27 protein-coding genes are annotated in these 26,105 nt (G+C 64.4%); 10 read left to right on the top strand and 17 right to left on the bottom strand.

From position 1 onward, the window contains the following. Positions 1–5: 5 nt before the first annotated feature. From BMI87_RS12730 to fliF, 5 genes are all read right to left on the bottom strand, one after another. Positions 6–1,022 (bottom strand): flagellar motor switch protein FliG, encoded by a 1,017-nt coding sequence (locus BMI87_RS12730; RefSeq protein ID WP_078521974.1) that lies wholly within the window; start codon positions 1,020–1,022, stop codon positions 6–8. A gap of 124 nt (positions 1,023–1,146) precedes the next feature. Beyond that, positions 1,147–2,010: a flagellar type III secretion system pore protein FliP gene (gene fliP / locus BMI87_RS12725; protein ID WP_078521972.1), complete on the bottom strand. Its 864-nt coding sequence runs from the start codon at positions 2,008–2,010 to the stop codon at positions 1,147–1,149. After that, a complete protein-coding gene (locus BMI87_RS12720) occupies positions 2,007–2,408 on the bottom strand; it encodes a FliM/FliN family flagellar motor switch protein (RefSeq protein ID WP_078521970.1) in 402 nt (133 codons plus the stop codon). Before BMI87_RS12720 ends, fliP begins: the two co-directional genes overlap by 4 nt. Further along, on the bottom strand, positions 2,409–3,059 hold the full coding sequence (locus BMI87_RS12715) for a FliH/SctL family protein (protein ID WP_078521969.1): 651 nt from the start codon (positions 3,057–3,059) through the stop codon (positions 2,409–2,411). It lies immediately after the preceding gene. A gap of 1 nt (position 3,060) precedes the next feature. After that, positions 3,061–4,713 (bottom strand): flagellar basal-body MS-ring/collar protein FliF, encoded by a 1,653-nt coding sequence (gene fliF, locus BMI87_RS12710; protein ID WP_246832694.1) that lies wholly within the window; start codon positions 4,711–4,713, stop codon positions 3,061–3,063. Positions 4,714–4,908: 195 nt separating this feature from the next. Here fliF and fliL point away from each other — a divergent pair, with 195 nt between their 5' ends. From fliL to BMI87_RS12690, 4 genes are read left to right on the top strand one after another with little or no spacing between them, the layout of a single operon-like run. Beyond that, positions 4,909–5,445, top strand: a complete 537-nt coding sequence (gene fliL / locus BMI87_RS12705) for a flagellar basal body-associated protein FliL (protein WP_078521967.1) — start codon at positions 4,909–4,911, stop codon at positions 5,443–5,445. Positions 5,446–5,447: 2 nt separating this feature from the next. After that, positions 5,448–6,401 carry a flagellar motor switch protein FliM gene (locus BMI87_RS12700; protein ID WP_078521965.1) on the top strand — a complete coding sequence of 318 codons (954 nt, stop codon included), beginning with the start codon at positions 5,448–5,450 and terminating at the stop codon, positions 6,399–6,401. Further along, entirely contained in the window at positions 6,385–6,762 is a 378-nt protein-coding gene (locus BMI87_RS12695) for a hypothetical protein (RefSeq protein ID WP_078521963.1), read from the top strand. Before BMI87_RS12700 ends, BMI87_RS12695 begins: the two co-directional genes overlap by 17 nt. After that, positions 6,756–7,388, top strand: coding sequence for a MotE family protein (locus tag BMI87_RS12690; protein WP_078521961.1), 633 nt, complete (start codon positions 6,756–6,758; stop codon positions 7,386–7,388). The genes BMI87_RS12695 and BMI87_RS12690 overlap by 7 nt, the downstream gene beginning before the upstream one ends. Positions 7,389–7,442: 54 nt before the next feature. On the opposite strand, the gene flhB is transcribed toward BMI87_RS12690, so the two are convergent. The 8 genes from flhB to BMI87_RS12650 are packed head-to-tail and all read right to left on the bottom strand — an operon-like array spanning position 7,443 to position 13,679. Continuing rightward, positions 7,443–8,576 (bottom strand): flagellar biosynthesis protein FlhB, encoded by a 1,134-nt coding sequence (gene flhB, locus BMI87_RS12685; RefSeq protein ID WP_246832693.1) that lies wholly within the window; start codon positions 8,574–8,576, stop codon positions 7,443–7,445. Positions 8,577–8,586: 10 nt separating this feature from the next. Then, complete coding sequence (locus tag BMI87_RS12680; RefSeq protein WP_246832692.1) at positions 8,587–9,348, bottom strand: flagellar biosynthetic protein FliR; 762 nt, start codon at positions 9,346–9,348, stop codon at positions 8,587–8,589. 3 nt (positions 9,349–9,351) lie between these two features. Beyond that, the gene (gene flhA / locus BMI87_RS12675) at positions 9,352–11,442 is read right to left on the bottom strand and encodes a flagellar biosynthesis protein FlhA (protein ID WP_078521957.1); all 2,091 of its coding nucleotides are present in this window, start codon (positions 11,440–11,442) and stop codon (positions 9,352–9,354) included. Positions 11,443–11,449: 7 nt separating this feature from the next. Next, complete coding sequence (locus BMI87_RS12670) at positions 11,450–12,262, bottom strand: lytic transglycosylase domain-containing protein (protein WP_078521956.1); 813 nt, start codon at positions 12,260–12,262, stop codon at positions 11,450–11,452. Next, on the bottom strand, positions 12,262–12,531 hold the full coding sequence (gene fliQ / locus BMI87_RS12665) for a flagellar biosynthesis protein FliQ (protein WP_078521954.1): 270 nt from the start codon (positions 12,529–12,531) through the stop codon (positions 12,262–12,264). The genes BMI87_RS12670 and fliQ overlap by 1 nt, the downstream gene beginning before the upstream one ends. 16 nt (positions 12,532–12,547) lie before the next feature. After that, positions 12,548–12,868, bottom strand: coding sequence for a flagellar hook-basal body complex protein FliE (locus tag BMI87_RS12660; protein WP_078521952.1), 321 nt, complete (start codon positions 12,866–12,868; stop codon positions 12,548–12,550). 7 nt (positions 12,869–12,875) lie between these two features. Further along, entirely contained in the window at positions 12,876–13,286 is a 411-nt protein-coding gene (gene flgC, locus BMI87_RS12655; RefSeq protein WP_078522122.1) for a flagellar basal body rod protein FlgC, read from the bottom strand. A 21-nt stretch (positions 13,287–13,307) separates the two neighbouring features. Continuing rightward, complete coding sequence (locus BMI87_RS12650) at positions 13,308–13,679, bottom strand: flagellar basal body protein (protein WP_198453236.1); 372 nt, start codon at positions 13,677–13,679, stop codon at positions 13,308–13,310. A gap of 86 nt (positions 13,680–13,765) precedes the next feature. Here BMI87_RS12650 and BMI87_RS12645 point away from each other — a divergent pair, with 86 nt between their 5' ends. Then, positions 13,766–15,115 carry a FliI/YscN family ATPase gene (locus BMI87_RS12645; protein ID WP_210402477.1) on the top strand — a complete coding sequence of 450 codons (1,350 nt, stop codon included), beginning with the start codon at positions 13,766–13,768 and terminating at the stop codon, positions 15,113–15,115. Positions 15,116–15,136: 21 nt separating this feature from the next. Here BMI87_RS12645 and BMI87_RS12640 read toward each other — a convergent pair whose 3' ends face one another. The 3 genes from BMI87_RS12640 to BMI87_RS12630 are packed head-to-tail and all read right to left on the bottom strand — an operon-like array spanning position 15,137 to position 19,476. Next, positions 15,137–16,993 carry a hypothetical protein gene (locus tag BMI87_RS12640; RefSeq protein WP_078521947.1) on the bottom strand — a complete coding sequence of 619 codons (1,857 nt, stop codon included), beginning with the start codon at positions 16,991–16,993 and terminating at the stop codon, positions 15,137–15,139. Beyond that, on the bottom strand, positions 16,990–18,336 hold the full coding sequence (locus BMI87_RS12635; protein WP_078521945.1) for an FkbM family methyltransferase: 1,347 nt from the start codon (positions 18,334–18,336) through the stop codon (positions 16,990–16,992). Before BMI87_RS12635 ends, BMI87_RS12640 begins: the two co-directional genes overlap by 4 nt. Before the next feature lie 3 nt (positions 18,337–18,339). Further along, a complete protein-coding gene (locus tag BMI87_RS12630; RefSeq protein WP_078521942.1) occupies positions 18,340–19,476 on the bottom strand; it encodes a hypothetical protein in 1,137 nt (378 codons plus the stop codon). 232 nt (positions 19,477–19,708) lie between these two features. Here BMI87_RS12630 and motA point away from each other — a divergent pair, with 232 nt between their 5' ends. The 3 genes from motA (at position 19,709) to BMI87_RS12615 (ending at position 21,489) form a co-directional block, all read left to right on the top strand. Then, complete coding sequence (motA, locus tag BMI87_RS12625; RefSeq protein ID WP_078521940.1) at positions 19,709–20,578, top strand: flagellar motor stator protein MotA; 870 nt, start codon at positions 19,709–19,711, stop codon at positions 20,576–20,578. A gap of 7 nt (positions 20,579–20,585) precedes the next feature. Next, positions 20,586–21,017 carry a flagellar FliJ family protein gene (locus tag BMI87_RS12620; RefSeq protein WP_078521938.1) on the top strand — a complete coding sequence of 144 codons (432 nt, stop codon included), beginning with the start codon at positions 20,586–20,588 and terminating at the stop codon, positions 21,015–21,017. 79 nt (positions 21,018–21,096) lie between these two features. Beyond that, positions 21,097–21,489: a DUF805 domain-containing protein gene (locus BMI87_RS12615; RefSeq protein ID WP_078521936.1), complete on the top strand. Its 393-nt coding sequence runs from the start codon at positions 21,097–21,099 to the stop codon at positions 21,487–21,489. Between the two features lie 62 nt (positions 21,490–21,551). On the opposite strand, the gene ileS is transcribed toward BMI87_RS12615, so the two are convergent. Further along, positions 21,552–24,536, bottom strand: a complete 2,985-nt coding sequence (gene ileS, locus BMI87_RS12610) for an isoleucine--tRNA ligase (RefSeq protein WP_078521935.1) — start codon at positions 24,534–24,536, stop codon at positions 21,552–21,554. Positions 24,537–24,920: 384 nt separating this feature from the next. Here ileS and BMI87_RS12605 point away from each other — a divergent pair, with 384 nt between their 5' ends. Continuing rightward, positions 24,921–25,646: a hypothetical protein gene (locus BMI87_RS12605; protein WP_371326886.1), complete on the top strand. Its 726-nt coding sequence runs from the start codon at positions 24,921–24,923 to the stop codon at positions 25,644–25,646. Beyond that, positions 25,636–26,037, top strand: a complete 402-nt coding sequence (gene ybgC, locus BMI87_RS12600; protein ID WP_078521933.1) for a tol-pal system-associated acyl-CoA thioesterase — start codon at positions 25,636–25,638, stop codon at positions 26,035–26,037. The genes BMI87_RS12605 and ybgC overlap by 11 nt, the downstream gene beginning before the upstream one ends. Positions 26,038–26,105: the final 68 nt, after the last annotated feature.

The following is a 26,105-nucleotide window of genomic DNA, read 5'->3' as shown; positions in this document are numbered from 1 at the left end:
AGACCTCAGTCGATAATAACGTCGTCATCGTCGAGCGGGATGCGGATCTCGTCGTCGCGCGACAGCTCCAGCGCATAGTCCACCAGCGCGGATTGCGCCTCTTGCACTTCGCGCCCGCGCACCGGGCCCATCGCGGTCATTTCCTCGTTCAGCATGTCGCGCGAGCGGGCGGGCAGGGCGCTCAGGAAGTAATCGCGCACCTCCTTCTTCGCCCCGCGCAACGCGAGCGGAAGCGTTTGCCCTTCGACCCCGCGCATGACTTTGACGAGGCTCTGCTGGTCGAGCTTGCACAGATCGTCGAAGGTGAACATCTTCGCCTTGATCGCGCCGAAGGCATCCGGGATGCGCTTCTCGAGACGCTGGGTGATGTCGTCGAACAGCTTGCTGTCGAGCTTGTTGAAGAGATCGGCCATGCGCTGCTGCGGGTCCGGCCCGGTGTTGCGCGTCGCCGAGCTCATGAACTCTTTCTGCAGCGTCTCCTCGATATTCTGGAAGACGTAGCGCGGCACGGTGTCGATGCCGATCATCCGCTCGAGCACCTCCATCATGCGCTCCTCGCCCAGAAGCGGCAGCACTTTCGAGGCCACCTCGGGCTTCACCTTGCTGAGGATCGCCGCAACCGTCTGATCGTGCTCTTCCTTGAGGTAATTGGCGATGACCTGTTCGTTGAGCGCAGAGAAGTTCTCCCAGATATTGCGCCCCACCAGCGGGCCCTGGATCTCCTGCATGATGTCGCTCACCCGATCCTCGGGCAGGAAGCCTTTGAGCATGCTTTGCGCCATTTCCATCGACCCGACGATACCGCCGCCATCGCCTGCGGTTTCCATGAACTCGCTCATCACCTCTTCCACGACATCGGCGGGAATCGTGCCCAGAGACGAGATCGCGTGGGTGATCGAGTGGATGTCGTAATCGTCGAGCCTCTGCATCAGCCCGGCGCCATGCTTCTCCCCAAGGCAGAGGAAAAGGATTGCCGCCTTCTCGGGGCCGCGGAGTTTCTTGTAATCCCGGGAGGTTTTCATCGTCGGCGCTCGATCTGTTCTGAGGTCTCGGCAAGAATAGCAGTCTATCCTTGTATTCTCAATCAGGATCGCGCGCTATTCTTTGTGGTGAGGTGTTTTCTAAGGATAGGGGCGCCGCCGAGGCTTAGCCGCCCCCGCCATAGGCAACATAGGATTGCATCATGCTGCCTGCGAGCATGTACCAGCCGTCGATCAGCACGAAGAAGATCACCTTGAAGGGCAGAGAGATCATCACCGGCGGCAACATCATCATGCCCGCACTCATCAGCACCGAGGCGACGATGAGGTCGATCGCGATGAAGGGCAGGTAGATCAGGAAGCCGATCGTGAAGGCGCGCCGCAGTTCGGAGATCATAAAGGCGGGGACGAGGGTGCGCCAGCTCGCCTCTTCCGCCGTGGCCGGGGCGGGCGTCTCGGGCGCGGGTTCGACGTTTTGCCCCGCTTCGTTGTCGCGGACGAGATCGGCAAAGAGCTTCAGATCCTTGGGGCGCGTATTGGCAAACATGAAGGCCTTGAACGGCGCGCCGATCCCGACGAGCGCCTGTTCCTCGGTCACCGTGTTGTTCAGAAGCGGCCGCAGCCCGCCGGTCCAGGCATCGTCGAAGACCGGCTGCATCACGAAGAAGGTCATGAACAGCGCCATCGCGCTCAGCACCATGTTCGGCGGCGTCTGGTTCAGCCCCAGAGCAGAGCGCAGCATCGAGAAGACGATCACGAAGCGGGTGAAGCTGGTCATGACGACGAGGACGCCCGGCGCGATGCTGAGCACGGTCATCAGCGCGATCAGCTGGATGATCCGCCCGCTCAGGCTGGCCGCGGCGTCGCTGCCCGGGGCGGCATTGTTGAGCCCCTGCGCCAGATCGCCCAGCAAGCTGCCCGCCTCCTGCGCCTCGGCGCTGCCGCTGAACGCGAGCGACGCGGCGAGGGTCAGAACGAAGAGCGGCAGGCCAGCCTTCGCCGTCAAGGGGCGCTTCGCGAGGGTGGTCATCGTGTCGGGACGTAGTCTTTGACGATCTCGGTCAGGGTGACGCCGAGGCGGTTTTCGCCCACCTTCACCAGATCGCCGCGCGCGACGAGCCGGTCATTGATCACCACGTCCACCGGCTCGCCGATCTTCTTCTCCAGCTCGATGACCGAGCCGCGGCTGAGGTTGAGAAGCTGCGAGATCGGGATACGGCTCTGGCCCAGCACGATCTGAACCGAGAGCCCGACATTGAGCATCGCGTTTACGTTCTGTCCGTCACCGTCGTTCGCGGCCTGCTTGCTGGCGAGGCTGTGCAGCAGACTCTCCGCCGCAGCCGCGCGGACTTCGTCCTGCGTCGGCTGCACTTCGGTTTCCGGCGTGTCAGGCGGTTGCGTGGATTCGGGCGTATCGTTGTCGGACATTTACACGGCTTTCCTGATTGGTGTGGCTTGGGGCGAGACGGTCTGACGCAAAGCGATGAGGATGCTGCGGCAGACCGTCTCGAAGCTGTAATCCATCACGCCGTCATCCCAGTCGGCATGGATGTCGCCATCGGCAAGCGCCGGGTCCGCGACGATGTTCAGGGCGGGGCTGTTCGGCCCGGCGCTGGCCTCGATCACCGGCGTCAGCCCCGCGACATTGGCGGGGGAGAGGCGGATCGTGAGACACGGTTTGCGCAGCGCGATCTCCATCGCCCGCCGAATCTGCGTCTCGACCCGCGCGGTCGAGCAGCTCGCGATGAATTCGGGGAAGACCTTCTCGCAAACGCGCAGCGCGAAACCGCAAAGGTGCCGCTCCAGCGCGGCCTGATGGGCTAGCTGATTGCCCAAAAGCGTCACGATCTCGGGGGAGAATTTCTCCAGCGCCTCGGTCTGACGCGCCTCGAGCGAGGCCGTGATCTCGGCGCTGGCCTCGCTGCGCCCCTGCGCACGGCCCGCCTCGAAACCCTCGGCGCGCGCAGCCGCCGCTGCCGCATCGAGATCGGCCTGGGTGAAGACCTTCAGCCGTTCGGCGGCGCGGCGGGCATCTTCCGCCTGCATCTCTTCATCGAAATCGCGCTGGAAAACCGTCATCTCACGCCTCGTTCAGCAGCCAGCCGCGCAGGACCTTGAGGGCCTCTTGCGGCTCGTCTTCGGCGATCTTCTGGATCGCGGAGACCTTGCGCTTCAGGATCGCACCGCTGATCGCGAAATTGGTGATCAGTTCATCATCCCCGGCGGGGTCGTAGCGCTCCGCACGTTGGACGGGGGCTGCGGGCTCGGCGGCCTCCTGCGTGCGGGGTGCTACGGCGTTGACGGGCGCGGCGGGCAGGTTGTTACTCGCCGGCGCCGCTGCTTCCGCCTCGCCCTCGGGGGCTGCGAGCGCCCCGGCGCCGGTCGCCTCGCTCAGCCGCGCGCGTTCGCGGTCGGCCCGGTTCAGCAGGGGGCGCAGACCGAAGACAAGCACCGCGACCACGATCAGCAAGGCGAAGACCCAGCGCAGGATCGAGACGATATTGTTCGACAGGCGCTGAATCAGCGTCGGGCCAACCGGGCCGCCGACCTCCATCGAGTAATCGATGAAGCGCAGGCTATCGACGGAGACGGTGTCGCCGCGGTTCTGGTCATAGCCGATCGCCGATTTCACCAGCGCGGTGAGGCGCGCGATTTCTTCCGGCGAGCGCTGTTCGTATTTCAGCGACCCGTCGTCCTGAACGTTGTAGATTCCGTTCACCAGCACGGCGACCGAGACGCGTTGCACCGCACCGGCTTCGGTCGTGGTCTCGCGCCGGGTGTTGCCGATCTCGTATTGCACCGACTCGCCGTTCTTGCTGCGGCTGTCGGTCGTGCTGCTCGCACCCGGACCGCCAAGCGCGCCGGGGATGTTGTTGCCGGTGTTCACACCGGAATCGCCGTTCTGCACGCCCTTCTGCTGCTCGGCATTGTTCTGGGTGGAGCGGACGACCTGCTGATCGGGATCGAAGCTTTGCTGAACCACGACTTCGCGCTGGTTGGACAGATCGACATTGACCTGCACGCGGGCGTTGCCCGCACCGACGCGCGCCGTCAGGATCTGCTCGATCGAGCGCGCCATCCGGTCTTCGGTCGCGGCCTTGTTCGACTGGAGCGTCGCTTGCCCGGCCGCATCGGAGTTCTCCGCGAGGATCGTCTCGCCGCTGGCCGAGAGCACCGTCACCCGGTTGCCGTCGAGATTGGGCACCGCGGCCGCGATCAGGTTGCGAATCGCCAGCGCCTCCTTGCGGCTGATGCCGCGGGTGGAGGCGGCGCGCACGATGACGCTGGCGCTCGGATCGGGGCTGGTGCGCGAGAAGGCTTCGCGCTCGGGCAGAACCAGATGGACGCGGGCGCTGCGCACCCCGTCGATGGTCTGGATCGAGCGCGCCAGCTCGCCCTCCATCGCGCGCAGCCGGTTCACATGCTGCATGAAGGTGTTCATGCCAAAGCCGCTCGCATTGTCGAACAGCTCCCAGCCGGGTTCGCCATCCACGGGCAGGTTCTTCTCGGCCAGTGCCATGCGGGCGCGAGCGATATCGCCCTCGGGAACCGATACCGCACTGCCATCTGCGGATAGCTGCGTCTTGAACCCCGCCTGATCGAGCGCGTCGACGATTCCCGCGGCGCTGGAGGGCGAAAGCTGGCTGTAGAGCAGCTTGTAGCTCGGGGCGGTCACGACGGAGAGGCCGAAGACCAGCGCGAGAACGCTGACGACACCGACAGCCCCAAGCATCAGGAGCTTGCGCCGTCCTAAGGATTGAAGGTTCTGCAAGAATTGCTGCACGGCGAACACCAGTTATTCTTAATTGATCCTGTAGAAGCTATTCTATCTTTGTATTGCAAGTAAAGTGCGGATGTATATACTTCACGATATCCAGTGAGGATCGGGTTTTATCTTTAAATTCGACGAAGAGAGGCGCGATAGCCGATGATTGATGCGGCCGTTGATGAAGAAGAGGTTGCCGAGGCGCCCGAAACGCGCTGGCGGACCTTGCGCGACCATAAGCGTCTCGTCATGGCGGCGGGGGCGCTCGCTGTCGTGGCCATGTTCTGCGGCGGCTTCGTGGCCTTCGGCGGCGTCTCGGCGCTCACCGGGGGAAGCGCTGCCGAGTCGGCCGGGCATGGCGCTTCGGGCGCAGCCGGTGCGGATGCGCTGCTGGATTTCGACGACATCGTGGTGAACATCACCGAGACGACCGCAGACGGCACGCCCGCCGCGCGCTACCTCAAGATTCACCTCGCTCTGGTCTATCCCGAATCGCATGAGGCGGACGCGGAGATGACCGCGAAGAAGCCCTTCATCCGCGACACTTTCACCGGCTTCCTGCGTCAGATGACGGTCGAGGATCTGCGCGGCAGCATCGGCCTCATCAAGCTCAAGGCGGAATTGCTCAAGCGCGCCCGCGCGGTCGTGGGCGACGACACGCCGAGCGAAATTCTCATCAGCGATCTGGTGGTGCAGTGACGATGGCGGAACAGGCGGACATGGCGACGGCGGCCACAACGACCGCGGAGGTCGAAGACGAGATCATCCGCATGTCGATGCTCAATTACGAGCGTCTGCCGATGCTCGACGTGATCTTCGAGCGCTTCGTTTTGTCCTTCTCCAGCTCGCTCAAATCGCTGACCGGCTCGGTGCTGGATGTGACGCTGGGCGAGGTCGAATACCTGCCCTTTGCCGACGCGATGAAGAGCCTGCCCAAGCATGGTTTGATCGCGGTCGCGCAGGCCGATCCTTGGGATGACCAGTTCATTCTTTCGCAGGATCCGGTCTTCCTGTTCTCCGCGCTCGAACTGATGCTGGGCGGCCAGCCGTCGGGCCGGGCGAAGGATGCCAAGCACGGTTTCACCACGATCGAGCGCCGGATGGGCGAGCAGGTCGCCGAACGCATCCTTGCCGATATGGCGGTGGGTTTCCGACAGATTTGCGAGGTCTCGTTCCAGGTCGACCGGATGGAGAGCAATCCGCAATTCGCCAATATCGCCCAGCCCAACAGCCCCACGGTCCGCGTGCCGCTCAAGGTCAGCCTCGAAGGGTATAACGGCGAGGTCCACCTGATCCTGCCCTATGCGACGCTCGAGCCGGTGCGCCCGCTGCTCACCAAGATCTTCTTCGGCGATCGGCTCGGGGCGGACAGCTCGTGGCGCACGCAACTGAAACAGAAGATCGAAGGGTCTTCGGTGGCGCTTACCGCGCAGCTGCACGAGTTGGTGGTGCCGATGCGCGAGATTCTGGATTGGAAAGTCGGGGACACGCTCGATCTGCGGATCGACGACAGCCATCCGGTCCTGTTGCTCTGCGCCGGGAGCCCGGTTCTCGAAGGCGAAATGGGCAAGAAGCAAAACGGGTCGATGGCACTGAAAGTGACTGCGAACCTCATGGGAAAGGACGAGTGGAGCAATGATGTCGATGCTGATTAACGCGGTTATTCTCGTGTCTCTTGTCGGGCTGATGGCCTATGGCGTGGTGATCACGCGGCGGGTGAAAAAGCTCATGCTCGTTCTCGAAGAGATGGAGCCGCTGGTCGCGGCCTTCTCCGCGGCCGTGGACAAGTCGCAACTCTCGGTCGAGGAGATGAAAGAGGCGGTGGCCGAGGCGCAGAAAGCGCCCGCGCCCGAACCGGCCCCCGCGCAAGAGGCCGCGCCCGTCCTGACCTTCAACTCGCGCCGCGCCGCGCCGAAAGCGCCGATGGGTCTGACCCGTGTGACCGGCAAGGCCGAACTGGTCAAAAGCTTCTTCGAGCAGACCCGCGTGCGCCGGGAGGCGCAGGGCCAATGGTGAAGGGCCGTCCGCTTCAGGTTCTCGTGGGCGTATTGCTGCTCTCCGGCGGTGCGAAACTCGCGACCAGCCTTCCCTCGGATATGATCCCGTTTCCGGATTCGCTGTTGCAGGCCGCGCTTGCAAGCGGGGCGGAGAAGGATGCCGCCGCGACGCCGGCGAGCGATGCCTCTGCCGATGCGACCGGCGGCTGCGGACCGACGCCGGAAGAGCTGTTGATGTCCGTGCGGCAGGAGCGCGACCTCCTCGCCGAGCAGAAGAAGAAACTCGACGCCCGCAGCGCCGAGATCGAGCTTGCCAAGCAGGGTCTCGACACCCAGTCGCAGCATCTGACCGAGTTGAAGGACAAGGTGACCAAGCTGCTCGACAAGGTCGACAAATCGCATAGCGACGACGTGGATCGCTTGGTGTCGATCTACAAGAACATGAAGCCCGCGGCGGCGGCCTCGATCATGAACGACCTCGATATCGAGGTGACGGTCATGGTGCTGGCCACGATGAAGGAGCGCGAGGTCGCCCCGATCATGGCCGAGATGAACCCGGTGCGCGCGCGAGCGGTCTCCAAGATCATTCTCGAACGCTCGAAGCTGCCGGGCGACCAGAAGCTGGTCAACGTCAAGCTAAACTGATCCGCGCGGCGCAATTGTTGCTGATTGGGGAAAGGGGGCGCGCAGCCCCCTTTTTTAGTCCTCGTCGACCCGCAGAACCGAGCCCTTCGGCGGCGCGCGCCGGATGTTGCGGCGCAGGTCCATGACGTAGCCGATGATCTCCGCGACCGCCTGCCAATGCTCGACCGGCACGGTGTCGTCCACGTCGATCGTCGCGTGAAGCGTGCGGGCGAGGGGCTTGTTCTCGACGATCGGCACCTCGTTCTCGCGCGCGATCTGGCGGATGCGGGCGGCCACGGCATCGGCCCCTTTCGCGACGCAGACCGGCGCGGCGTCGCTGCCCTGTTCGTATTTCAGCGCGACGGCGTAATGCGTCGGGTTCGTCACGATCACGCTCGCGGTCGGCACCGCCTGCGCCATGCGTTGCCGGGCCCGCTGGCGCGCGATCTCGGCGCGGCGGCCCTTGATCTGCGGATCGCCCTCGGAATCCTTCATCTCGTCACGGATTTCCTTGAGCGACATGCGCAGTTTTCGCCGCCACTCGAACCGCTTCCAGATGATATCGCCGATGGTGATCGGCACGAGAAACACCATCGCCGCGCTCAGCAGCCAGCTCGCCCAATGGGCCGCGTAGCTCGGGATATGCTCGGGCAGGAAATTCTCGCCCTGCCAGATCCCCGTGACCGCGCGTTTCGCAACCCAGAGCGCGAGCGCACCGATGACCAGAACCTTGGTGATGCTTTTCGCGAACTCGACCAGCGCGCCGGGCGAGAACATCTTTTTGAGCCCCCCGAGCGGCGAGAGCTTCGACAGTTTCGGCTTCATGCGCTCGGACGAGACCACGGTCTCGCCCTGGATCAACACGCCGAACAGCGCGGCCAGAAGCATCACGCCGAAGATCGGAGCGGCCCATCCCGCGATCTCGCCGAAAAGCAGGCTGAGGATATCGCCGATATCGCGCGCACCTGCCGACCCCTGGCCGATCGTCACCTGGCCTGCCCCTGCGAAGACCTGACCGAGCGACGTCATCGCCCGGCCCGCGACGACCGGGAGGACGAACACCACGATCATCAGCAAGGAGAAGACCGACATCATGTTGCCGGTCTCGCGGGAGGAGGGCACGTCGCCTTTCTCGCGCGCCGATTTCAGCCGCTTGTCTGTCGGCTCTTCGGTCTTGGAGGATTTGTCCTGTTCGTCGCCTTCGGCCACGGCGCACTCCTTAGGGTATGACGAAAGTGCCGAGCCAGTCGGTGAACTGGCCGAGGAAGACATGCAGCATGCTGGGCGAGGCGGCCGCGAGGATCAGCAGGCCCGACGCGATCAGCGCAGGCGCCGCGACGAAGAAGACCGGCAGAGCGGGCATCATCCGGTTCGCGAGCCCCATCCCGAGATTGAAGATCAGCCCCATGACGAAGAACGGGGCCGCGATCGCCGCCCCGATATAGAGGCTGGCCGACGCGGCTTTGACGATCTGCTTCGCCATGTCGCCCAGCAGAAGCGTGCCCGGCGGGAAAACGTCGTAGGAATAGAGCAGCGCGCGGATGATGACGTGATGCGTATTCGTGACGAAGATCAGCGCAACGCCCGAGATCAGCAGGAAGCTCGCGATCATGGTGGAGCCCTCGAACGATCCGAGGCTCGGTGCGAAAGCATTGGCGAGGCCCGAGACCTGACCAGCCTGATGGCCCGCGAATTGCAGCGCGCTGAATAGCACCCGCGCGGTCAGCCCGATCCAGAGGCCCGTGGTCACCTCGAGCCCGAGATAGATCGCGAAGGTCACGAGATTGTCGGGCTGCATCGGCATCACCGGCGTCGCGGGATAAAGCGCGAGGCTGAACACAACCGCCATCGCCAGACGGCTGCGGGTCGGCACCTGCATCTCGCCGAAGCCCGGCATGAACATCAACGCGCTGCCCAGCCGGGCGAAGACGATGAGATAGCCGAAGAGCTGCCCGTCGAGAAATGCGCTCAGCCCGCTCACCCCTCAGGCCCCGATCGTCCCGACCGTCTTCATCGCGGCCTTCCGGTGGACCTCGTTATGCGAGATCACCTGCGTCATCGGGCTCACGCGTTCGAGCATCGAGCGGACATATCCACGCACTTCCGGTGCGACCATCAGCGCGGGCCATTCGTCGCGCGCCGCGTGGCGCTGGATTTCCTGACGGGCCTCCAAAACGAATTCCTGCACGCGCTGCGGCGACATCAGGAAGGTCCGGTCCTTGCCGTTGATCTTCACCGCCTCGCCGAATTCATGCTCCCACGCGCCCGACATGGTCAGCACCGGCACGAAGCCCGAACCATCCGCCAGCGCGCGGCAGATCTGGTTCGCGAGGCGCGCACGGACCCGCTCGGTGATGACGGCGGGGTTGGTGCTCGACGGCGCAGCCTCGGCCACCGCCTCGATGATCAGCGGCAGGTTGCGGATCGAGATGCGCTCGGCCAGCAGCGATTGCAGCACCTGTTGCAGCAGAATCTCCGGCGCGGAGTTGGAAATATCGCTCGCGAGTTTCTGGTAGTCGCGGTCCAGCTCGGCCAAGAGCTTCTTCACCGCGCCATAGGTGAGCAGTTCGGACATATGCTCCTTGATGATCTCGGTGAGGTGGGTGGTGATCACGCTCTCGGGGTCCACGACCGTATGGCCCTGCTGTTCGGCCTCGGAGGCGCGGGCCGGGTCGATCCAGACTGCGCTCAGCCCGAAGGTGGGCTCCTTGATCCGCTCGCCGGGCAGCTTCACCTGATCGCCGGACGGGTCGATCACCATCACCAGATTGGGGCGCAGCTCGCCTTTCGCCGCTTCGACGCCCTGCACGAGAATCGAATAGCTGTTCGTCGGCAGCATCGGGTCGTCCTTGATGCGGACCGAGGGCAGGACGAAACCGTAATCCTTCATGAAGAGATTGCGCAGGCTTTTGACCTTGCCGGGCAGGGCGGCATCCATGCTCGAGATCAGCGGCACCAGCCCCGCGCCGAGGCTGAGGCGCAGCTCGTCGAGCTTGAGTTGCTGCTGCGTGGTCTCGGCCGACGTTTCTTCCATCTGGGCCGCGCGGGCTTCTGCCGCCGCCTCGTCGCTGGCGCGCAGCGCAGCCTGCTCCTGCATCACGTAGCCCAGCCCGGCGAGCAGCCCGGCCAGCGCGAAAAACACCACGATCGGGAAGCCGGGCAGCAGACCGATCCCGAACAGCAGCACCGCCGCCATGTAGAGCGCCTTGGGGAAGTTCGACAGCTGCCCCAGCACCGCCTCGTTTGCCGCGCCCTCTGTGCCGCCTTTCGTGACGATCAGGCCTGCCGCCAGCGAGACCACCAGCGCCGGGATCTGCGTCACAAGCCCGTCGCCGATCGTCAGGACGGTGTAATTGCCCGCCGCCTGAGAGACGCTCAGCCCGTGCTGGACGACGCCGATCAGGATGCCGCCGACGACATTGATCAGCGTGATGATGATCCCCGCCACCGCATCGCCGCGCACGAATTTCGACGCACCGTCCATCGCGCCGAAGAAGCCGCTCTCGTCCTCCAGCTCCTTGCGGCGGCGCTTGGCCTCCACCTCGTCGATCAGCCCCGCGCCGAGATCGGCGTCGATCGCCATCTGCTTGCCCGGCATCGCATCGAGCGAGAAACGCGCGGAGACCTCGGCGATCCGGGTCGAGCCCTTGGTGATGACCACGAAGTTGATCACCACGAGGATCGCGAAGATCACGATCCCGATCACGAAATCCCCGCCCACGATGAAGCGTGAGAACCCCTCGATGACGCCGCCCGCCGCATCGGTCCCGGTATGGCCCTGGCTGAGAATGAGCCGCGTCGAGGAGATGTTGAGCGACAGCCGCAGCATCGTCACCACGAGCAGCAACGTCGGGAAGGAGTTGAACTCCAGCGGCTTCGGGATCCACAGCGCCACCATCAGGATCAGCACCGACAACGACAGCGAGATCGCGAGGCCGAAATCGAGGATGATCGGTGGCAGCGGGACGAACAGCATCCCGAGGATCAGCGTCACGCCAATCGCGAACCCGATATCGCGGTTCTTGATGCCAAGCCCTACGAGGTTCTTGCCGAAACTGGTCTGATTTTGGCTCATCCGTCGCTCAATTCGTTCGCGTGAAATTGGGAAGCACGGGTTGCAGGTCGTTGGTCGAATAGATCGACAGCCGCATCTCCTGATCCGCGGTCAGGTCGGCCGACCAGAAGACGGGAAGTTTCCGGCGCGCAGGGCGCGGCGAGGTACTCGGCGCGGGCGCATCCACGGGGGCGGCGCCTGCGAGCTGGACGAAATAATCGCCACGTTTCTGCGCCACCGCGAGATTGCGCTTGAGCGCGGTCAGATAGGTCTGGCGTGCCTCTGGCGTGAAAGAATGATACGAGCCCGCGGCAATCCACCAATCCCCGGTGCGCCGGTGCAGATCGACCAGAAACCGCGCGGCATAATCCACATTCGCCGCCGGATCGAAGGACTGGGCCAGCGAGTCGAACGCGTCGGGGTGCCACTTGCGGTTCACCTGCATGCAGCCCGTGTCGATCGAGGTGACCCCCGCGGCCTGCTTCTGGTGAACCCACGCCATCGCCGCCTCGCGGCTGTCGAAGATCCGGCCCTCACCCGCAGCGTTCACGCTCCACGGCCAGACGGTCAGACGGCCCTCGTTACGAAACCCAGCCTCCTGCAGCCCGATCGCGAGCAGCAGGTTGTCGGGGATGCCGTAGCGGTCCTGCGCCGCGAAAATCTGGCGCAGGCATTGCTGGTCATTGCCGAAGGTGGAGGGGAGGGGCGTCGTTGCCTCGGGCACGCTGGGGCGGCTGGAGGTGTAGAACCCCGCCCAGCCTTCGGCCCGTGCGGGGCCGGTGGCGGCGAGGCTCGCAATCGCAAGCGCCGCCAAGGCCTGAAACCACCCCGCCCGCGCCATCACGCGGGTCCGTTCATGATGAGATCGAAGACGGTGTCTGACAGATGCGACAGCGTTGCGTAGATGAACGGTAGGGCAAGCACGAGACCGACGAAGATCGCGACGATCTTCGGCACGAAGGTCAGCGTCATCTCCTGAACCTGCGTCAAAGCCTGAAAGATCGCGATGCCGAGCCCGACGATCAGCGCGAGCGCAAGAATAGGGCCGGCCCCCATAAGGATCGTCCAGATCGTGTCCGACATGATCGCATAGACATCGGCTTCTTCCATGTCGTCCCCGCCTGCCTCAGATCGGCATCCGCATGATTTCCTGATAGGCCTCGACCAGCTTGTCGCGCATCGCCACCGTGACCTTGACGGTGGATTCCATCGCCATGGTCGCCTCGACGACCTGCTGCGTGCTGACCTGCCCGGTCAGACCTGCCTGCGCGGTCGTATCGGCCGCGCGCATGGTCTGCACCGCCTCTTCGGCGGCGCCTTTGAGCATGTCGCCGAAGCTCTGCCCGGCGGATTTGGCTTCATGTGCGGAGGCCGGGCCGCCGCTCAGGCTGCGCGAGGCGCCATAGGCGCCCCGGATCGCTGCATTGGAGAGGACTGGATCGCTCATGCTTCACCTATTTCAGGAGGTCGATCATCTCGCGGCGCATCTGGCGGCCGGTCTCGAGCATGTTCAGGTTGGCTTCGTAGCTGCGCGCGGCTTCGCGCATGTTGCTCATCTCGATGATCGGATTGACGTTCGGCAGTTTCACGAAACCCTCGGCATTGGCCGCCGGATGGGCGGGGTCGTATTTCAGCACGAAATCCGACGTGTCGCGGCCGACATCGGTCACATCGACCATCGAGGCGCCCGAGGCGTCATCGACCAGCTCGCCGAAGGAGATGGTCTTGCGGCGATACGGATCTGCGCCCGGCGTCGAGCCCGTCGAATCCGCATTGGCCACGTTTTCGGAGACGACCTTCAGCCGTTCCCCTTGTGCCCGCAGCCCGCTTGCTGCAATCGCACCGATTGATTTCAGAGGGTCCATGCTCATGGTTGTCTCCTCGCGTTATTCCTTGCCGCTGGCGGCGTTGAGAAGTTGATAGGCCTTGCGATAAAGGTTCGCCGCCAGCCGGTATTGATCGGCATTCTCGCTCGCCATCACGGATTGCTGTTCCAGCGCCACGTCGTTGCCGTCGAGGCTGCTGTCCCACGCCCCGCTGCCGCCCACGGTTTCGACCGTGGTTTCGTGCAGCGGGCCGCCCGCCGAGCGGTTCGCGTCGCTCTTCTCGAGGAAGCTCTGGAAGTCGGTCACATCCCGCGCGCGATAATTCGGCGTGTCGGCATTGGCGATGTTCTCGGCCAGCACCTTCTGGCGGGCCGCAAGCCACTGCATCCGATCCGATGCGAGGTTAAAAAAGGATATCGTATCAAGTTTCACGTTGGATCGCTCCGTTTTCATGGATAGTATATCGGTATGAGAATGGATTGGTAGGGTTTATCCTTGTGAATACGATTTTTTCTTCCTTGAATTATGCGGTTGATGAGGCCGACGAGGCAAGAATTGTCGGCCATGTCCATTCTGTGACCGGCCTGTCGCTGACTGTCGTCGGGCTCGAGCGCGCGATGGGAATCGGTCAGCGGTGCATCGTGCACGGGCGGCGTGGTCCGGTGCTGGCCGAGGCGGTCGGGCTGAACGAGGCGGGAACCCGCGTTCTGCCCTTCGGCAGCTGGGATGGCGTCTCGGTGGGGGATCGGGTCGAACTTGATCAACACGGCGATCTGATCCATCCCGATGAAAGCTGGATCGGTCAGGTCGTGGATGCGCTGGGTCGTCCGGTGCGCAGCGGCACTAGTTGGGTTCCCGGCGAGACGGCGCGCGACCTCAAGGCCGCCCCGCCGCGCGCCTTCGACCGCAAGCGGGTCGGCGCGAAGCTGGAGACGCAGATCAAGGTCTTCGACATCTTCACCCCGATCTGCCGCGGCCAGCGCATGGGCGTCTTCGCGGGCTCGGGCGTCGGGAAATCGACGCTGATGGCGATGCTCGCGCGCAATACCGATACGGATGTGATCGTGATCGGGCTGGTTGGCGAGCGTGGTCGCGAAGTGCAGGACTTCATCCAGAACGATCTGGGCCCCGAGGGAATGGCCCGCGCGATCGTCGTGGTGGCGACGGGCGACGAGCCGCCCTTGCTGCGCCGTCAGGCGGCCTGGACTGCGACGGCGGTGGCCGAGCATTTCCGCGATCAGGGCAAGCAAGTGCTGCTGCTGATCGATTCCGTTACCCGCTTCGCGATGGCGCAGCGCGAGATCGGTCTCTCCGGGGGCGAGCCGCCGACCACCCGGGGCTATCCGCCGACCGTCTTCGCGGAGCTGCCGCATCTTCTGGAACGGGCCGGGCCCGGCGTCGAAGGGGCGGGCGACATCACCGGGCTCTACACGGTTCTGGTGGATGGCGACGACATGAACGAGCCCATCGCCGACACCGTGCGCGGGATCGTGGACGGCCATATCGTGCTCGACCGCCACATCGCCGAGCAGGACCGCTACCCGGCGGTGAACGTGCAGAAAAGCATCTCGCGGATGCTGCCTGACTGCCACACGGATGCAGAGTATCGCATCATGCAGGCGGCCCGGCGTGCGCTGGGGAAATATGCGGATATGGAGGATCTGATCCGGGTGGGCGCCTATCGCCCCGGCGCGGATCCCGACACCGATGCCGCGATCCGGTTCCACCAAAGCGCGACGGTGTTCTTCTCGCAGCGGAAATCGGAGCAGCTTGGGTCGATGCGGGCCTTCGCGGAAACCTACAGGCTGCTACTGGAGGCGGGGTTCGACGTGCCGCTTCCCGAAGAAGTGGATGGCGAGGGCGCGTAAGCCCTCGGTCCTGAGCGCCCCTTAAAGCGCGGCGATCTCGGAGAGCGGACCGCTCCAGTCGCCAAGCTGCGTCTGGCGATGAAGTTGCAGATTGCCATACCAGCGATCCGGGCTTCCGTGACGGCCCCAATACCACATGCAGGCCGCCCCTTTCGGGATCAGCACATGGCTGTCGGGATGCCCCAACGCGCCGCAGACATGGGCGGTGGTGTTGTCGATGCTCACCACCCGGTCGAGCGCCATGATCTGCGCCGCGAACCCGTCGAGATCGGCGAGCTGGTCGATCTCTGGATCGCCGAAAAGTGTCAGATCGGGGCGCGTGCGGGCGGCCTGTGCAAGCTCTGCTTCCCGGTCGCCATATTGCAGGTTCACCACCAGCGCGCCCTCGGGCAGCGCCGTCAGCAGGGTCTCGAGCGCGAGGGAGCGATGCGCGCCGGTGATCGGGTCGTTGCTGTGCCAGGCGATGCCCACGACCGGGCCGCCCTGCGCCATCTCGCGGTAGCGGGAGCGGATCACCTCGACCCGCTCGACATCCGCGCGCAGATAGCCGCCCAGCGGCTGTTCCGCGAGCGCCTCGACGCTGAGATAGCGCACAACGTCGCCCACGAAGATCATCTCTTCCGGCGCGACGTTCATCTTGTCGACCTCGGTGGTCTCCGCAAAATCGACGCCAAGGCCGCAGCGCTCGATCAGCGGCTTCATCCGAACCTCGCCCACGAAAGTCACCTTCGCCCCAGGGGGCAGGGGCGCACGGTCGATGATCGGCAGCAGCGCAAGCTGATCGCCGATCCCCTGCTCGTCGATCAGAAAGAGACGCTCGCGCGCGGTGAGGCGATCGGGTTCGGAGTTCTCGTAGGGAATACGGCGGCGGTTCGCCTCGGGTTGACGTCCCGCGTAGTAAGGCGCGCCGCCAGCGAAATCGCCCTGTCCCATCAGGAAGGTGCCATAGGCGCGCTTCACCCAGAGCCCGCCGCCATCGACAAGATGCAGCGCCTCCCGGAAGGCAATATGCGCCTCATGGAACGCCTCGCGGTCGAGGTGGCAATTGGCGGAAAACCCGAGGGCGCGCTGAAACTGGGCCGGATCCTGGAAGCGATGCGAGAGGGTTTCGAGCGCGCGCGGGATGTCACCCAGTGCCCGCAGCGCGGCCATGCGCAGGGTCACGACGTCGTCGCGATGCGCGTTCGTTTCCTCAAGTTTGGACAGGAGGGCGTCGGCTCCGGCGATGAGACCCTGATAGTCCTGCCGGAAAAGTTTCGCCTTGAGCAGGCCGATCCGATGGGAAAGCGGCTGCGGGGCGAGACGCGCGGCTTCCTCGTAGGCCGGTGCGGCCTCGGCGTTGCTTTCGCCGGTGGCAAAGGCATCGGCGGTGATGAGCCACATCTCGGCCGTTTTCATGCGCTGAGCCATCTTGCGCAGATTTCGTCCGGCCGTGGTCGAGCGATCGAGCCGCCCCATCAGATCGGCATAAAGGCGGGCCATCGGGACGTCTTCGCTGCCACGCTCGATCGCCTGCGCGAACAGATCGATGGCCGCGAAGATGTCGGCCTTCAGAACCCGCGCTTTGCCCAGCCCCGCCAGCGCCATCGCATCGGTGGGCGCAATCAGCAGCGCGCGGTCGAAGAACTGCGCCGCCGCCTCGGTCTCGCGGCGATCCAGCGCCACAGTGCCCAATACGAGCCACGGATGGCGGTTGGCCGGATGCGTCTGGCTGACCTCATGCGCCAGTCGCGCGGCTTTCGGGCCGTCGGCCGCAGCGAGCGCCTCATAGGCTTCGTGCATCGTCAGTGCCGCGGCGCCATCAGCGATGCCGTAATACTTCGCGGCTTTCGCGGCCCGGGCGCGCCGGTCCTTGCGCGAGAGGGTTGTCTGGGTCATGCGCGTTCCCTCGGAATGGCGAAGTAGTCGATGGAGTGGACGTAGAACACGCTGTCGATCAGCACGTAGTCATGCGCGCGGCACCACTCCTGCGCGAAGGCGAGGAGGTTGTCGCGGCGGGTCTCGACCCAGATCAGCGGGCGGTCGCGCGCGATCAGCGCCTCTGCCCCGGCGAGCACGTCCAGCTCCATCCCCTCGGCGTCGATCTTGAGGAAATCGGCGCGGGCATCGGCCATCAGCGCATCCAGCGTCACGACCTTCAACTCGCCCGCCTCGTCGGCGACCAGTGTCGTGGCCCCGAGGTTGTTTTCCTCCGTCGTCTCGGCGCGGAAGCTACCTTCCGCGCGTCCGACGCCGAAGCCCATCCCGCGCCGGTCGATCAGGTCTTCGATCCCGTTTGCGGCGATATTGCCGTCCAGAAGCGTCAGCGCCGCGGGGTTCGGCTCCACCGGATAGATGCGCGCCGGGTCCAGATGCTGCGCGTACCAGACGACGTGGTTGCCGATATTCGCGCCGACCTCGACGATATGCGGATGCGCCACGCCGATCAGATCGCGCAGCTTTTCGAGCGAGCTATCCTCGAAGAACCGTCCCTGAAGGTGGGTGTTCTGGATGATGTCGAGCGGATTGGTGATCTGCATTTTCGCAGCTACGCCCCGATGCTCGAGCTGCGCCCAGACCGGATCGCGCTCGACCGCGTCGGCCCACATCCGCTCGACCTGCCGGGCCCAATCGGCCCCCGTCGCAGAGCGTGGACCGGTGGAGTGTTGATCGCGGCGATTGACGAAGAAAATCTCCGGGCGTTTCGCGCAATTCCCGGTCTGCCAAAGCTGCAGGTAAAGCTTGTAATCCTCGCCCGTATCCATCGCTTCATCGAAGCCGAAGCGCGCGACCAATTCGGTGCGGATGAAGGCGCCGATCTGAACCGCGAAGAAGGGTGGGGTGGCAAGAAACTCCGCATAGGCGGAAATCTTCGCCGGTTGGCCGTCGCGCAGTTGCGGCTCGCCCGCCGCGTCGAGTTCGCAGATCAGACCCCAAAGCGCGTCGAGGTCTGGCTCCGCCGCAAGCCGCGCGCCGAAGGCCTCAAAGGCGTTCGGGGTCATCACGTCGTCCGCATCGAGGAAGAATATCCATGCGATGCCCGCCTCTTGCGCCTGCCGGATCGCGGCGTTGCGGCGCGCAGACCGGCCGTGAAGCCCTTGCGTGTCGTCCATGGCGTAGTGATGGATCTGATCGAACGGGCCCTTGGAAAAGCCGATCGCGGTCTCGACGGAAGGCGCACAGCTCTCTTCGAACAGCGCGCGGTGGCCGGGGCCTATCGGGGTGATGATGGCGCAATCCATGGCTCAGCGCTCCTCGCCTGTTTGGTCGTCCGCAAGCGACTGGAAGACGGATTCGCGGATCGTATCGAGCGAGACCTTCCGCGCCTCGCCGTGGCTGAGCGCGGGCGTCAGACCAAGTTGCAGCGCCAGCGCGGAGAAGAAGATCAGTGCCGCACCACCCAGCATCGTGCGCATCTGCGGCTTCGCGCCCGCGCGCTTCACCGGGAGCTTGCCGGCGGCCTCGCGCGGCGGGGCGGCGAGGGGGGTAGCCTGCGGCTTCGCGGCTTCGGGCGCGATGAAGATGAAGTGGTCGAGCGCGGTCAGTCGCGCCGAAAGCGGGGTCCGCCGCAGGGTCGCAAGGAGCGAGGCGGGGAAATGGTCTGCGGGGGCGTGGATCTGACCGGGCATGGCGGTCGCGCCCTGTCGCGCCAGTTCGGCGACCGGAATGGCGAAGCTGTGCAGATCGTCACGGAAATAGACGTCCCGCACCCCGAAGCTTTGTGCATCGGCACCGGCGTCTTCGATGGAAATGCGCACGGTGGCGCCGCTGAGGCTCAGTTCGCACGTCGCCATCAGCGCCTCGGCCCGGTGGGTGTCGCTCAGCCGCCGGAAGCCGGGCGGACCGCCATCCTCGCCGGTCTGGCGCGCGGCCTCCGCGTTGGCACGTGACGTGGACGCGGCGATCTTGCTCGCGGGCGCCGTCGTCGTGGATTGTTCCGGGTTTAGCTCCGACAGAAGCCGCTCCACCTCGCGCATCGCGGGCGAGACCGAGGCCGATTTCGCATCGGTCAGCGCTTCCGGATCGAGACCTTCATCGGCGGCATAGGCGAAATTGATCGCGTAATCGCGCGCGATCTCGGGAAGATCGTCGGTCTCATGTACGAGGGACAGGATCTTCTGCTCGTCGGAAAACAGCATCCGCCGGGTGCGATACCCGTCGATCTTCGGAATGACGCTGAACTCATCCGCGCGCCAGTTCATCGAGCGCGCGAGCCGGGGCAGGACGCGCTCGGCCTCGCTTGCGTGAAAGACCAGCATTGCGCAGCCGCCTTCCGGGTCGAGGCCCACAGCCAGACACATCTGCTGCGGCCATTGCTGGAACAGATGGCGCAGGTCCTGCTCTTCGAGCAGAAAGGCTATGGCTTCCGCGCTGGCGCTCATGAAATGCCCTGAATGCAAGATCCGTGTTGGATTGAACTTATCTATTCATGAATAATCGGTCAAGTTTCCTTGTTAAGCCTCCGAAATCTTAGATTTATGCTTAATATTGCTCGCGATTCCGGCATTTATACTTGACTTAACGGGAGCGTCGCCGGAGATTTAGCCAAGAATTTCAGGAAACGGCGGCTGTCGGTGAAAGACCGCAGGGCGCGAAACACACGGACAAAGAATAATGACGATCATCCTTGGCCTGTTGGCCGTCGTGGGCCTCGTGTTCGGCGGCTTCCTTCTCTCCGGCGGCAGCATGGACGTTCTCATTCACGCTCTGCCCTTCGAGGGGATGATGATCGGCGGCGCGGCCTTGGGCTCCTTCCTGATCGCGAACTCGTTCAGCATGATCCGCCGCTCGGGGCGCGGGCTTGTGAAAGTGATGAAGGGTAGCCAGTGGAAGACGGCGGATTACACCGATCTGCTCAACCTGCTGTTCGAACTGTCGCGGCTCTATCGCAACAAGGGGATCATTGCGCTCGACTCGCATATCGAGACCCCGGAAGAGAGCGAGATCTTCGGTCGCTATCCGCGCATCCTGAAGGACCATTTCGCGATCCAGCTGATCACTGACAGCTTCCGGATGCTGGCGATGAACTTCGATGACAAATACCAGACCGAGGACGTCATCAACCGCAAGCTCAAGAAGCATCACCGCGAGGTCATGGCACCGGCCTCGGCGCTGCAGACCGTCTCTGACGCGCTTCCTGCCATCGGCATCATCGCGGCCGTTCTGGGCGTGATCAAAACAATGGGGGCGATCGACCAGCCGCCGGAAATTCTGGGCGGCATGATCGGTGGCGCGCTCGTCGGTACCTTCCTTGGCGTGTTCCTTGCCTATTGCTTCGTGCAGCCGATGTCCGGGCGTCTTCGCCAGATCGAAGAAGAGGATTCCGCGTTCTATGCCGTGATCCGCGATATCTTCGTGGCGCTGGTGAGTGACCACCCGCCGAATATCTGCATCGAGATCGGTCGCGGCAGCATTCCCACCGTCTATCAGCCCGATTTCTACGCCGTCGAACAGGCGCAGAAAGAGCTGCCGCAGGCGGCGTAAACAGGCGATGGCGCGCAACCGGATCGCGGCTCTGGAGGTGATAGGGCGGCTGCGCAGGCGCGAGCTCGAAGAGCAGGCTGGCGAGCTATCGAAACTGAATGCGCAGGTCGCGCGGCTGGAAGGCGAGCGCGATACGTTGACGGAGCGCGCCCGCGCCGAGCTTCACGTCACCTCGCCCGAGACCGCGCCCTATGCCGCCGGGTTTCGCGAGGCGGTGCGCGAGACGGTCTCCTGGCTCGATCAGGAAATCGGCACGCTGAACGAACGCCGCGTGCCGCTGGAAGACCGGATGCGAGAGCTGTTTCGAGAGGCGAAAACCTACGACACGCTTCTCGACCGCGCCCGCGCCGAACGCGCGGCGGAACTGGCAAAGCGCGAGCAGGCACAGGCCGAAGAGCGCACTCTGCAGCGCTGGCTGCGCGACAGGGACGCCGTTTGAATCTGCATTGAGGCTGGCGTCGAGAGCGACCCTGCGGCTAAGCTTTCCCTACGGCACATAAACAGAGGGAGACGCTCCGATGGAGTTCAGCGACGCAATCCGCAAATGTTTCTCGAACTACGTGACCTTCACCGGCCGCGCGGCCCGGCCCGAATTCTGGTGGTTCGTTCTGTTCATCTTTCTCGGCAACATCGTCTTCGGCATCTTGGACCGTATCCTTTTCGGTCCGATGATGATGCGGCACGACGCGTCGCTGCTCGGCGGGATCTTCTCTCTCGTCGTGTTCCTGCCAGCGCTCGCGGTGCTGGTGCGGCGGCTGCACGATATCGACCGGACCGGCTGGTGGGCCCTGATCACGCTGATCCCGGTGATCGGGACGCTGGTCCTGCTCTTCTTTACCGTCCAGCGCGGCTCCACGGGCGGCAACCGGTTCGGTCCTCCCGCTCTGCCGCCGCATCAGATGCCGTCCTGAGGTGACATGAAAAAGGGCACCCGCGCGGGGTGCCCTTTATTCTGTCGTCGGAAGCGAGCTGCTCAGTCCAGCGCCGCATCGCACCGTTTGCAGGTGCCGGGATGCTTATGCGTGCCGACATCGGGCAGGATCTTCCAGCAGCGTTCGCATTTCTCGCCATCTGCCTTCTCGAAGACCACCGAGATGCCCGAGACTTCGGGCAGGCGGTAAGCTTCCTGCGGAGCCGGATCGGCGGTCAGCGCGATATCCGAGGTGATGCAGAGATCCTCGAAGGGCACCGATTTCAGCGCCGCCAGAACGTCCGCATCCTCGACATGCACGACAGGTGCCGCCTCGAGCGAGGCCCCGATCACCTTGGCCGAGCGCTGCACTTCCAGCGCCGCCGTCACCACACGACGGGCGCGGCGGATGCCGTCCCATTTCGCGGCAAGGCTCGCATCGGCCCAGTCCGCGGGCGTCTCGGGGATGTCCTGCAGGTGAACCGAGGCATCGTCGCCCGGGAAGCGCGACAGCCACACGTCTTCCATCGTGAAGACGAGGATCGGCGCCAGCCAGGTCGTCAGGCGGTGGAACAGCAGATCGAGCACCGTGCGCGCCGAACGGCGACGCAGGCCGTCTTCCGGGTCGCAATAGAGCGCGTCCTTGCGGATGTCGAAATAGAAGGCCGACAGATCCACCGTGCAGAAGTTGAACAGCTGCTGGAACACGCCCTGGAAGTCGAACGCGTCATAGCCCTTGCGGACCTCCACATCGAGCTGCGCCAGACGATGCAGCACCCAGCGCTCCAGCTCCGGCATCTCCGCCGGATCGACGCGCTCGGCGTCGGAGAACCCGTCGAGATTGCCCAGCATGAAGCGCAGCGTGTTGCGCAGACGGCGATAGCTGTCCGCGACGCCTTTCAGGATCTCCGGGCCGATACGCTGATCCTCGGTGAAGTCGGTCTGCGCGACCCAGAGGCGCAGGATATCCGCGCCGTATTGCTTGATGACTTCCTCGGGGACGATCGTGTTGCCCAGCGATTTGGACATCTTCATGCCCTTCTCGTCGAGCGTGAACCCGTGCGTCACCACGTTGCGATAGGGCGCGCGGCCTTTCGTGGCGCAGGCCTGCAGCAGCGAGGAGTGGAACCAGCCGCGGTGCTGGTCGGTGCCCTCAAGGTAGACATCGGCGATGCCGTCCTCGGCCCCGTCCGCGCGGTCGCGCAGCACGAAGGCATGGGTGGACCCGCTGTCGAACCACACGTCGAGCACGTCGAAGACCTGCTCGTAATCGTCGGGGTTCACCAGACCATCGAGAACCTTCGCTTTGAACCCATCCTCATACCACGCATCCGCACCCTCGGTCTCGAAGGCGGCGATGATGCGCGCATTGGCTTCGGCATTGCGCAGCAGGAAGTCCTCGTCGGTAGGCTTGGCGCCTTTCTTGACGAAGCAGGTCAGCGGCACGCCCCAGGCGCGCTGACGGCTCAGCACCCAGTCGGGACGGTTCTCGATCATCGAATGCAGGCGGTTCTTGCCCTTCTCGGGCGTGAAGGTCACCAGCTCCTCGATCGAGGTCAGCGCGCGCTTGCGGATCGTGTCACCATAGGTGCCCATGCCATCGTCGAGCGTGTGGTCGATCGCGGCGAACCATTGCGGCGTGTTGCGATAGATCAGCGGCGCTTTCGAGCGCCAGCTATGCGGGTAGGAGTGCTTGATCTTGCCCTTGGCGAGAAGCGCACCGGCCCAAGCGAGCTGCTTGATGTTCGACACGTTGGCCGGGCCGTCCTTGCCGTCCGCCGCGACGATCGCCTCGCCGCCGAACAGCGGCAGATCCTTGCGGTAGGTGCCGTCGGGTTCGACGTTGTAGGTCATCGGCAGACCGAACTTGAGGCCCATCTGATAGTCGTCGTCACCATGCGACGGCGCGGTGTGGACAAAGCCCGTCCCGGCCTCGTCGGTCACGTGATCGCCCGGCAGGACCGGCACGTCGAAATCCCATTCGCCATTCGCGCCGTCGACGCCGGCATAGGGGTGCGACAGGGTCAGTCCTTCCAGCTCCGCTGCCGACACGTCGCGCACGCGGGTGAAGCTCTCGACCTTCGCCTGATCCATCACCGATTGCGCCAGCGCATCGGCCATCAGCAGAAGCTCGCCTTCTTCGGCGGTCGATTTCTCGCCCAGCGTGTCGACCCGGTAGAGGCCGTAGCCGATCGTCGGATGGAAGGAGACGGCGCGGTTTTGCGGGATCGTCCACGGCGTCGTGGTCCAGATCACGACGCTGGCCTCATGCAGCTGATCGGCCAGCAGCGCCTGATCGGCCGCGTCATACTCGACCGCATCCTCGGTCGGCATCGCCGCGTTGCCGCCCCGGCGGACCTTGAAACGCACCCAGATCGTGTGGCTGGTGTGGTCGTGATATTCGACCTCGGCCTCGGCCAGCGCGGTCTTCTCGACCGGCGACCACATGACGGGCTTGGAGCCCTGATAGAGCGTGCCGTTCATCAGGAACTTCATGAACTCCTCGGCGATCACCGCCTCGGCATGGTAGTTCATCGTCAGATACGGATCGGCCCAGTTGCCATAGACGCCCAGACGCTTGAATTCCTCGCGCTGGATGTCGACCCAGTTCTCGGCAAAGGCGCGGCATTCGCGGCGGAAGGCCACCACGTCCACATTATCCTTGTCGAGGCCCTTGGCGCGGTACTGCTCTTCGATCTTCCACTCGATCGGCAGGCCGTGGCAGTCCCAGCCCGGCACGTAGCGCGCATCGCGGCCCATCATCTGCTGCGAGCGGGTGATGAAGTCCTTCAAGATCTTGTTGAGCGCGTGGCCGATATGCAGATGGCCGTTCGCATAGGGAGGGCCGTCATGGAGAACGAAGCTCGGGCGGTTGTCCTTCGCGGCCTTCTCGCGCAGGCGGTCATAGACGCCGATCTTCTCCCAACGCGCCAGCCAGTCGGGCTCGCGCATGGGCAGGCCTGCGCGCATCGGGAAGTCGGTTTTCGGCAGGAAGACGGTGCCACGATAATCGGGGGCGGTCGTCTCGGTGGTCTGGTCGGAGCTCATGGAATTGTCGTCCTTGGGAAAGGGAAGGGCGTGCGCGCGCACGCCTCGGGGCTTGGCGCAATATCCCGGCTACCCTGACGCGTCAGAGCGCCGGGCAGGTAATTCGCGGATATGCAGCCAGCAAGAACATGCGGCCCTTATAGGCGTGCGACCGCAGGGCGGCAAGCGCAGATCAGGGAGGGCTGCCGCCCGTCACTGTGGGGGCCCGAGAGGCCGAAGAAGAGGGGGCGCTGCCCCCACGCCCTGTCGGGCGCTCCCCCGGGATATTTGTGCCAAGCCGAAATAAGGCTGGAGGCAAGAGCCGGGGATGCGCGGCAGATGGGGTTGGCCCCTTTCCCCCTCCGGCGCGATCTCTTAGGGTCAGGGCGAAGCGAGGGAGGCGGCATGTCGGAACAGGCAGAGATCACGGGCGAAATGGTGGAGCAGCTCTTCCGGCGTTCCTCCGACGAGTATCTGTTCGCGCGCTGGGGGCGTCCGGTCGTGCCGGTGGTGTTCGGGGTGGAAGCTGCGACGCTGGCGACCGTGAAAGGCGCGGTCGAGGCTGTGGTCGCGCTGGCCGGGCACAAGATGGCCGAGACCGATCCCGAGCTTGGCGCGAACCTGATGATCTTCTTCTTCCGCGATTGGCAGGAATTGCTTGAGGTGCCCAATCTCGATCACCTGATCGATGGTCTGCAGGATCTGGTCATCCGGCTCGACGATCAGGGCGCGAACCAGTATCGCGTCTTCCGCTTCGACAAGGACGGCGCGATCCGGGCATGTTTCGCCTTCGTGCGGATGGATGCGGGGCTCGATGAGGTGCCTGCCGAGGTGATCGCGCTGAGCCAGGCGGTGCAGATGATCCTGCTGTGGTCCGACAAGGCTTTCGTGAAACGCTCGCCGCTGGCGGTTGCGCGCGGGGTGACCGTGCTGCGCCCCGAGATCGCGGCGATCATTGCGGCGGGCTACGATCCGACGATGCCGGCGGTTGCCAAAGATCCGAGCCACGCGCTGCGCCTTGCCGCCCGCGCAGGTCTGCGTCAGGGCGAGGCCGCAGAGGCGGTGCGGGAATTGTCGCGCGAAGTGGGCGAGGCGGAGCCGGACGATCAGGAGAACGAGAATGGCGCATGAGTTTCCGATCCGGGTCTATTACGAGGACACTGATCTCGCGGGGATCGTCTATTACGCCAATTACCTGAAGTTCATCGAGCGCGGGCGGTCCGAATTCGTCCGCGCGCTGGGCGTGGATCAGGTCGCGCTGAAGGCCGATCACGGCGTGGTCTTCGCGGTACGACGGGTCGAGGCCGATTACCTGCGGCCCGCGAAATTCGACGACGAGCTGGTCGTCACGACCGATCTGGTGGCCGAGACGGGCGCGCGTTTCGTGATGGAGCAGACCGTGCAGCGCGACGGCGAGGTGCTGTTCACCGCGCAGGTCACCATCGTCTGTCTCAATGAGGCGGGCGCGGCTCAGCGGCTTCCCGCCGATATTCGCCGGAAACTGGCCCCGAAACTGCATTGAAAAGCGGCGGGGTTTCGCCGGTTACATTGTTGTTATGGCGTTCCCCTTACTGCTGATATAGAATCGCT

Origin of the sequence: Thioclava sp. F28-4 (genome assembly GCF_002020045.1) — a bacterium.
GTDB lineage: Bacteria > Pseudomonadota > Alphaproteobacteria > Rhodobacterales > Rhodobacteraceae > Thioclava > Thioclava sediminum.
Note: the sequence above shows the minus strand (reverse complement) of the source record. Positions and strands in the feature narration are given on the sequence as shown.

What these genes read in the sequence shown, in the direction of transcription:
- BMI87_RS12730 (WP_078521974.1), bottom strand. Translation starts at nt 1,022, where the DNA reads ATGAAAACCTCCCGGGATTACAAGAAACTCCGCGGCCCCGAGAAGGCG.
- fliP (WP_078521972.1), bottom strand. Translation starts at nt 2,010, where the DNA reads ATGACCACCCTCGCGAAGCGCCCCTTGACGGCGAAGGCTGGCCTGCCG.
- BMI87_RS12720 (WP_078521970.1), bottom strand. Translation starts at nt 2,408, where the DNA reads ATGTCCGACAACGATACGCCCGAATCCACGCAACCGCCTGACACGCCG.
- BMI87_RS12715 (WP_078521969.1), bottom strand. Translation starts at nt 3,059, where the DNA reads ATGACGGTTTTCCAGCGCGATTTCGATGAAGAGATGCAGGCGGAAGAT.
- fliF (WP_246832694.1), bottom strand. Translation starts at nt 4,713, where the DNA reads ATGCTTGGGGCTGTCGGTGTCGTCAGCGTTCTCGCGCTGGTCTTCGGC.
- fliL (WP_078521967.1), top strand. Translation starts at nt 4,909, where the DNA reads ATGATTGATGCGGCCGTTGATGAAGAAGAGGTTGCCGAGGCGCCCGAA.
- BMI87_RS12700 (WP_078521965.1), top strand. Translation starts at nt 5,448, where the DNA reads ATGGCGGAACAGGCGGACATGGCGACGGCGGCCACAACGACCGCGGAG.
- BMI87_RS12695 (WP_078521963.1), top strand. Translation starts at nt 6,385, where the DNA reads ATGTCGATGCTGATTAACGCGGTTATTCTCGTGTCTCTTGTCGGGCTG.
- BMI87_RS12690 (WP_078521961.1), top strand. Translation starts at nt 6,756, where the DNA reads ATGGTGAAGGGCCGTCCGCTTCAGGTTCTCGTGGGCGTATTGCTGCTC.
- flhA (WP_078521957.1), bottom strand. Translation starts at nt 11,442, where the DNA reads ATGAGCCAAAATCAGACCAGTTTCGGCAAGAACCTCGTAGGGCTTGGC.
- BMI87_RS12670 (WP_078521956.1), bottom strand. Translation starts at nt 12,262, where the DNA reads ATGGCGCGGGCGGGGTGGTTTCAGGCCTTGGCGGCGCTTGCGATTGCG.
- fliQ (WP_078521954.1), bottom strand. Translation starts at nt 12,531, where the DNA reads ATGGAAGAAGCCGATGTCTATGCGATCATGTCGGACACGATCTGGACG.
- BMI87_RS12660 (WP_078521952.1), bottom strand. Translation starts at nt 12,868, where the DNA reads ATGAGCGATCCAGTCCTCTCCAATGCAGCGATCCGGGGCGCCTATGGC.
- flgC (WP_078522122.1), bottom strand. Translation starts at nt 13,286, where the DNA reads ATGGACCCTCTGAAATCAATCGGTGCGATTGCAGCAAGCGGGCTGCGG.
- BMI87_RS12640 (WP_078521947.1), bottom strand. Translation starts at nt 16,993, where the DNA reads ATGACCCAGACAACCCTCTCGCGCAAGGACCGGCGCGCCCGGGCCGCG.
- BMI87_RS12635 (WP_078521945.1), bottom strand. Translation starts at nt 18,336, where the DNA reads ATGGATTGCGCCATCATCACCCCGATAGGCCCCGGCCACCGCGCGCTG.
- BMI87_RS12630 (WP_078521942.1), bottom strand. Translation starts at nt 19,476, where the DNA reads ATGAGCGCCAGCGCGGAAGCCATAGCCTTTCTGCTCGAAGAGCAGGAC.
- motA (WP_078521940.1), top strand. Translation starts at nt 19,709, where the DNA reads ATGACGATCATCCTTGGCCTGTTGGCCGTCGTGGGCCTCGTGTTCGGC.
- BMI87_RS12620 (WP_078521938.1), top strand. Translation starts at nt 20,586, where the DNA reads ATGGCGCGCAACCGGATCGCGGCTCTGGAGGTGATAGGGCGGCTGCGC.
- BMI87_RS12615 (WP_078521936.1), top strand. Translation starts at nt 21,097, where the DNA reads ATGGAGTTCAGCGACGCAATCCGCAAATGTTTCTCGAACTACGTGACC.
- ileS (WP_078521935.1), bottom strand. Translation starts at nt 24,536, where the DNA reads ATGAGCTCCGACCAGACCACCGAGACGACCGCCCCCGATTATCGTGGC.
- BMI87_RS12605 (WP_371326886.1), top strand. Translation starts at nt 24,921, where the DNA reads ATGTCGGAACAGGCAGAGATCACGGGCGAAATGGTGGAGCAGCTCTTC.
- ybgC (WP_078521933.1), top strand. Translation starts at nt 25,636, where the DNA reads ATGGCGCATGAGTTTCCGATCCGGGTCTATTACGAGGACACTGATCTC.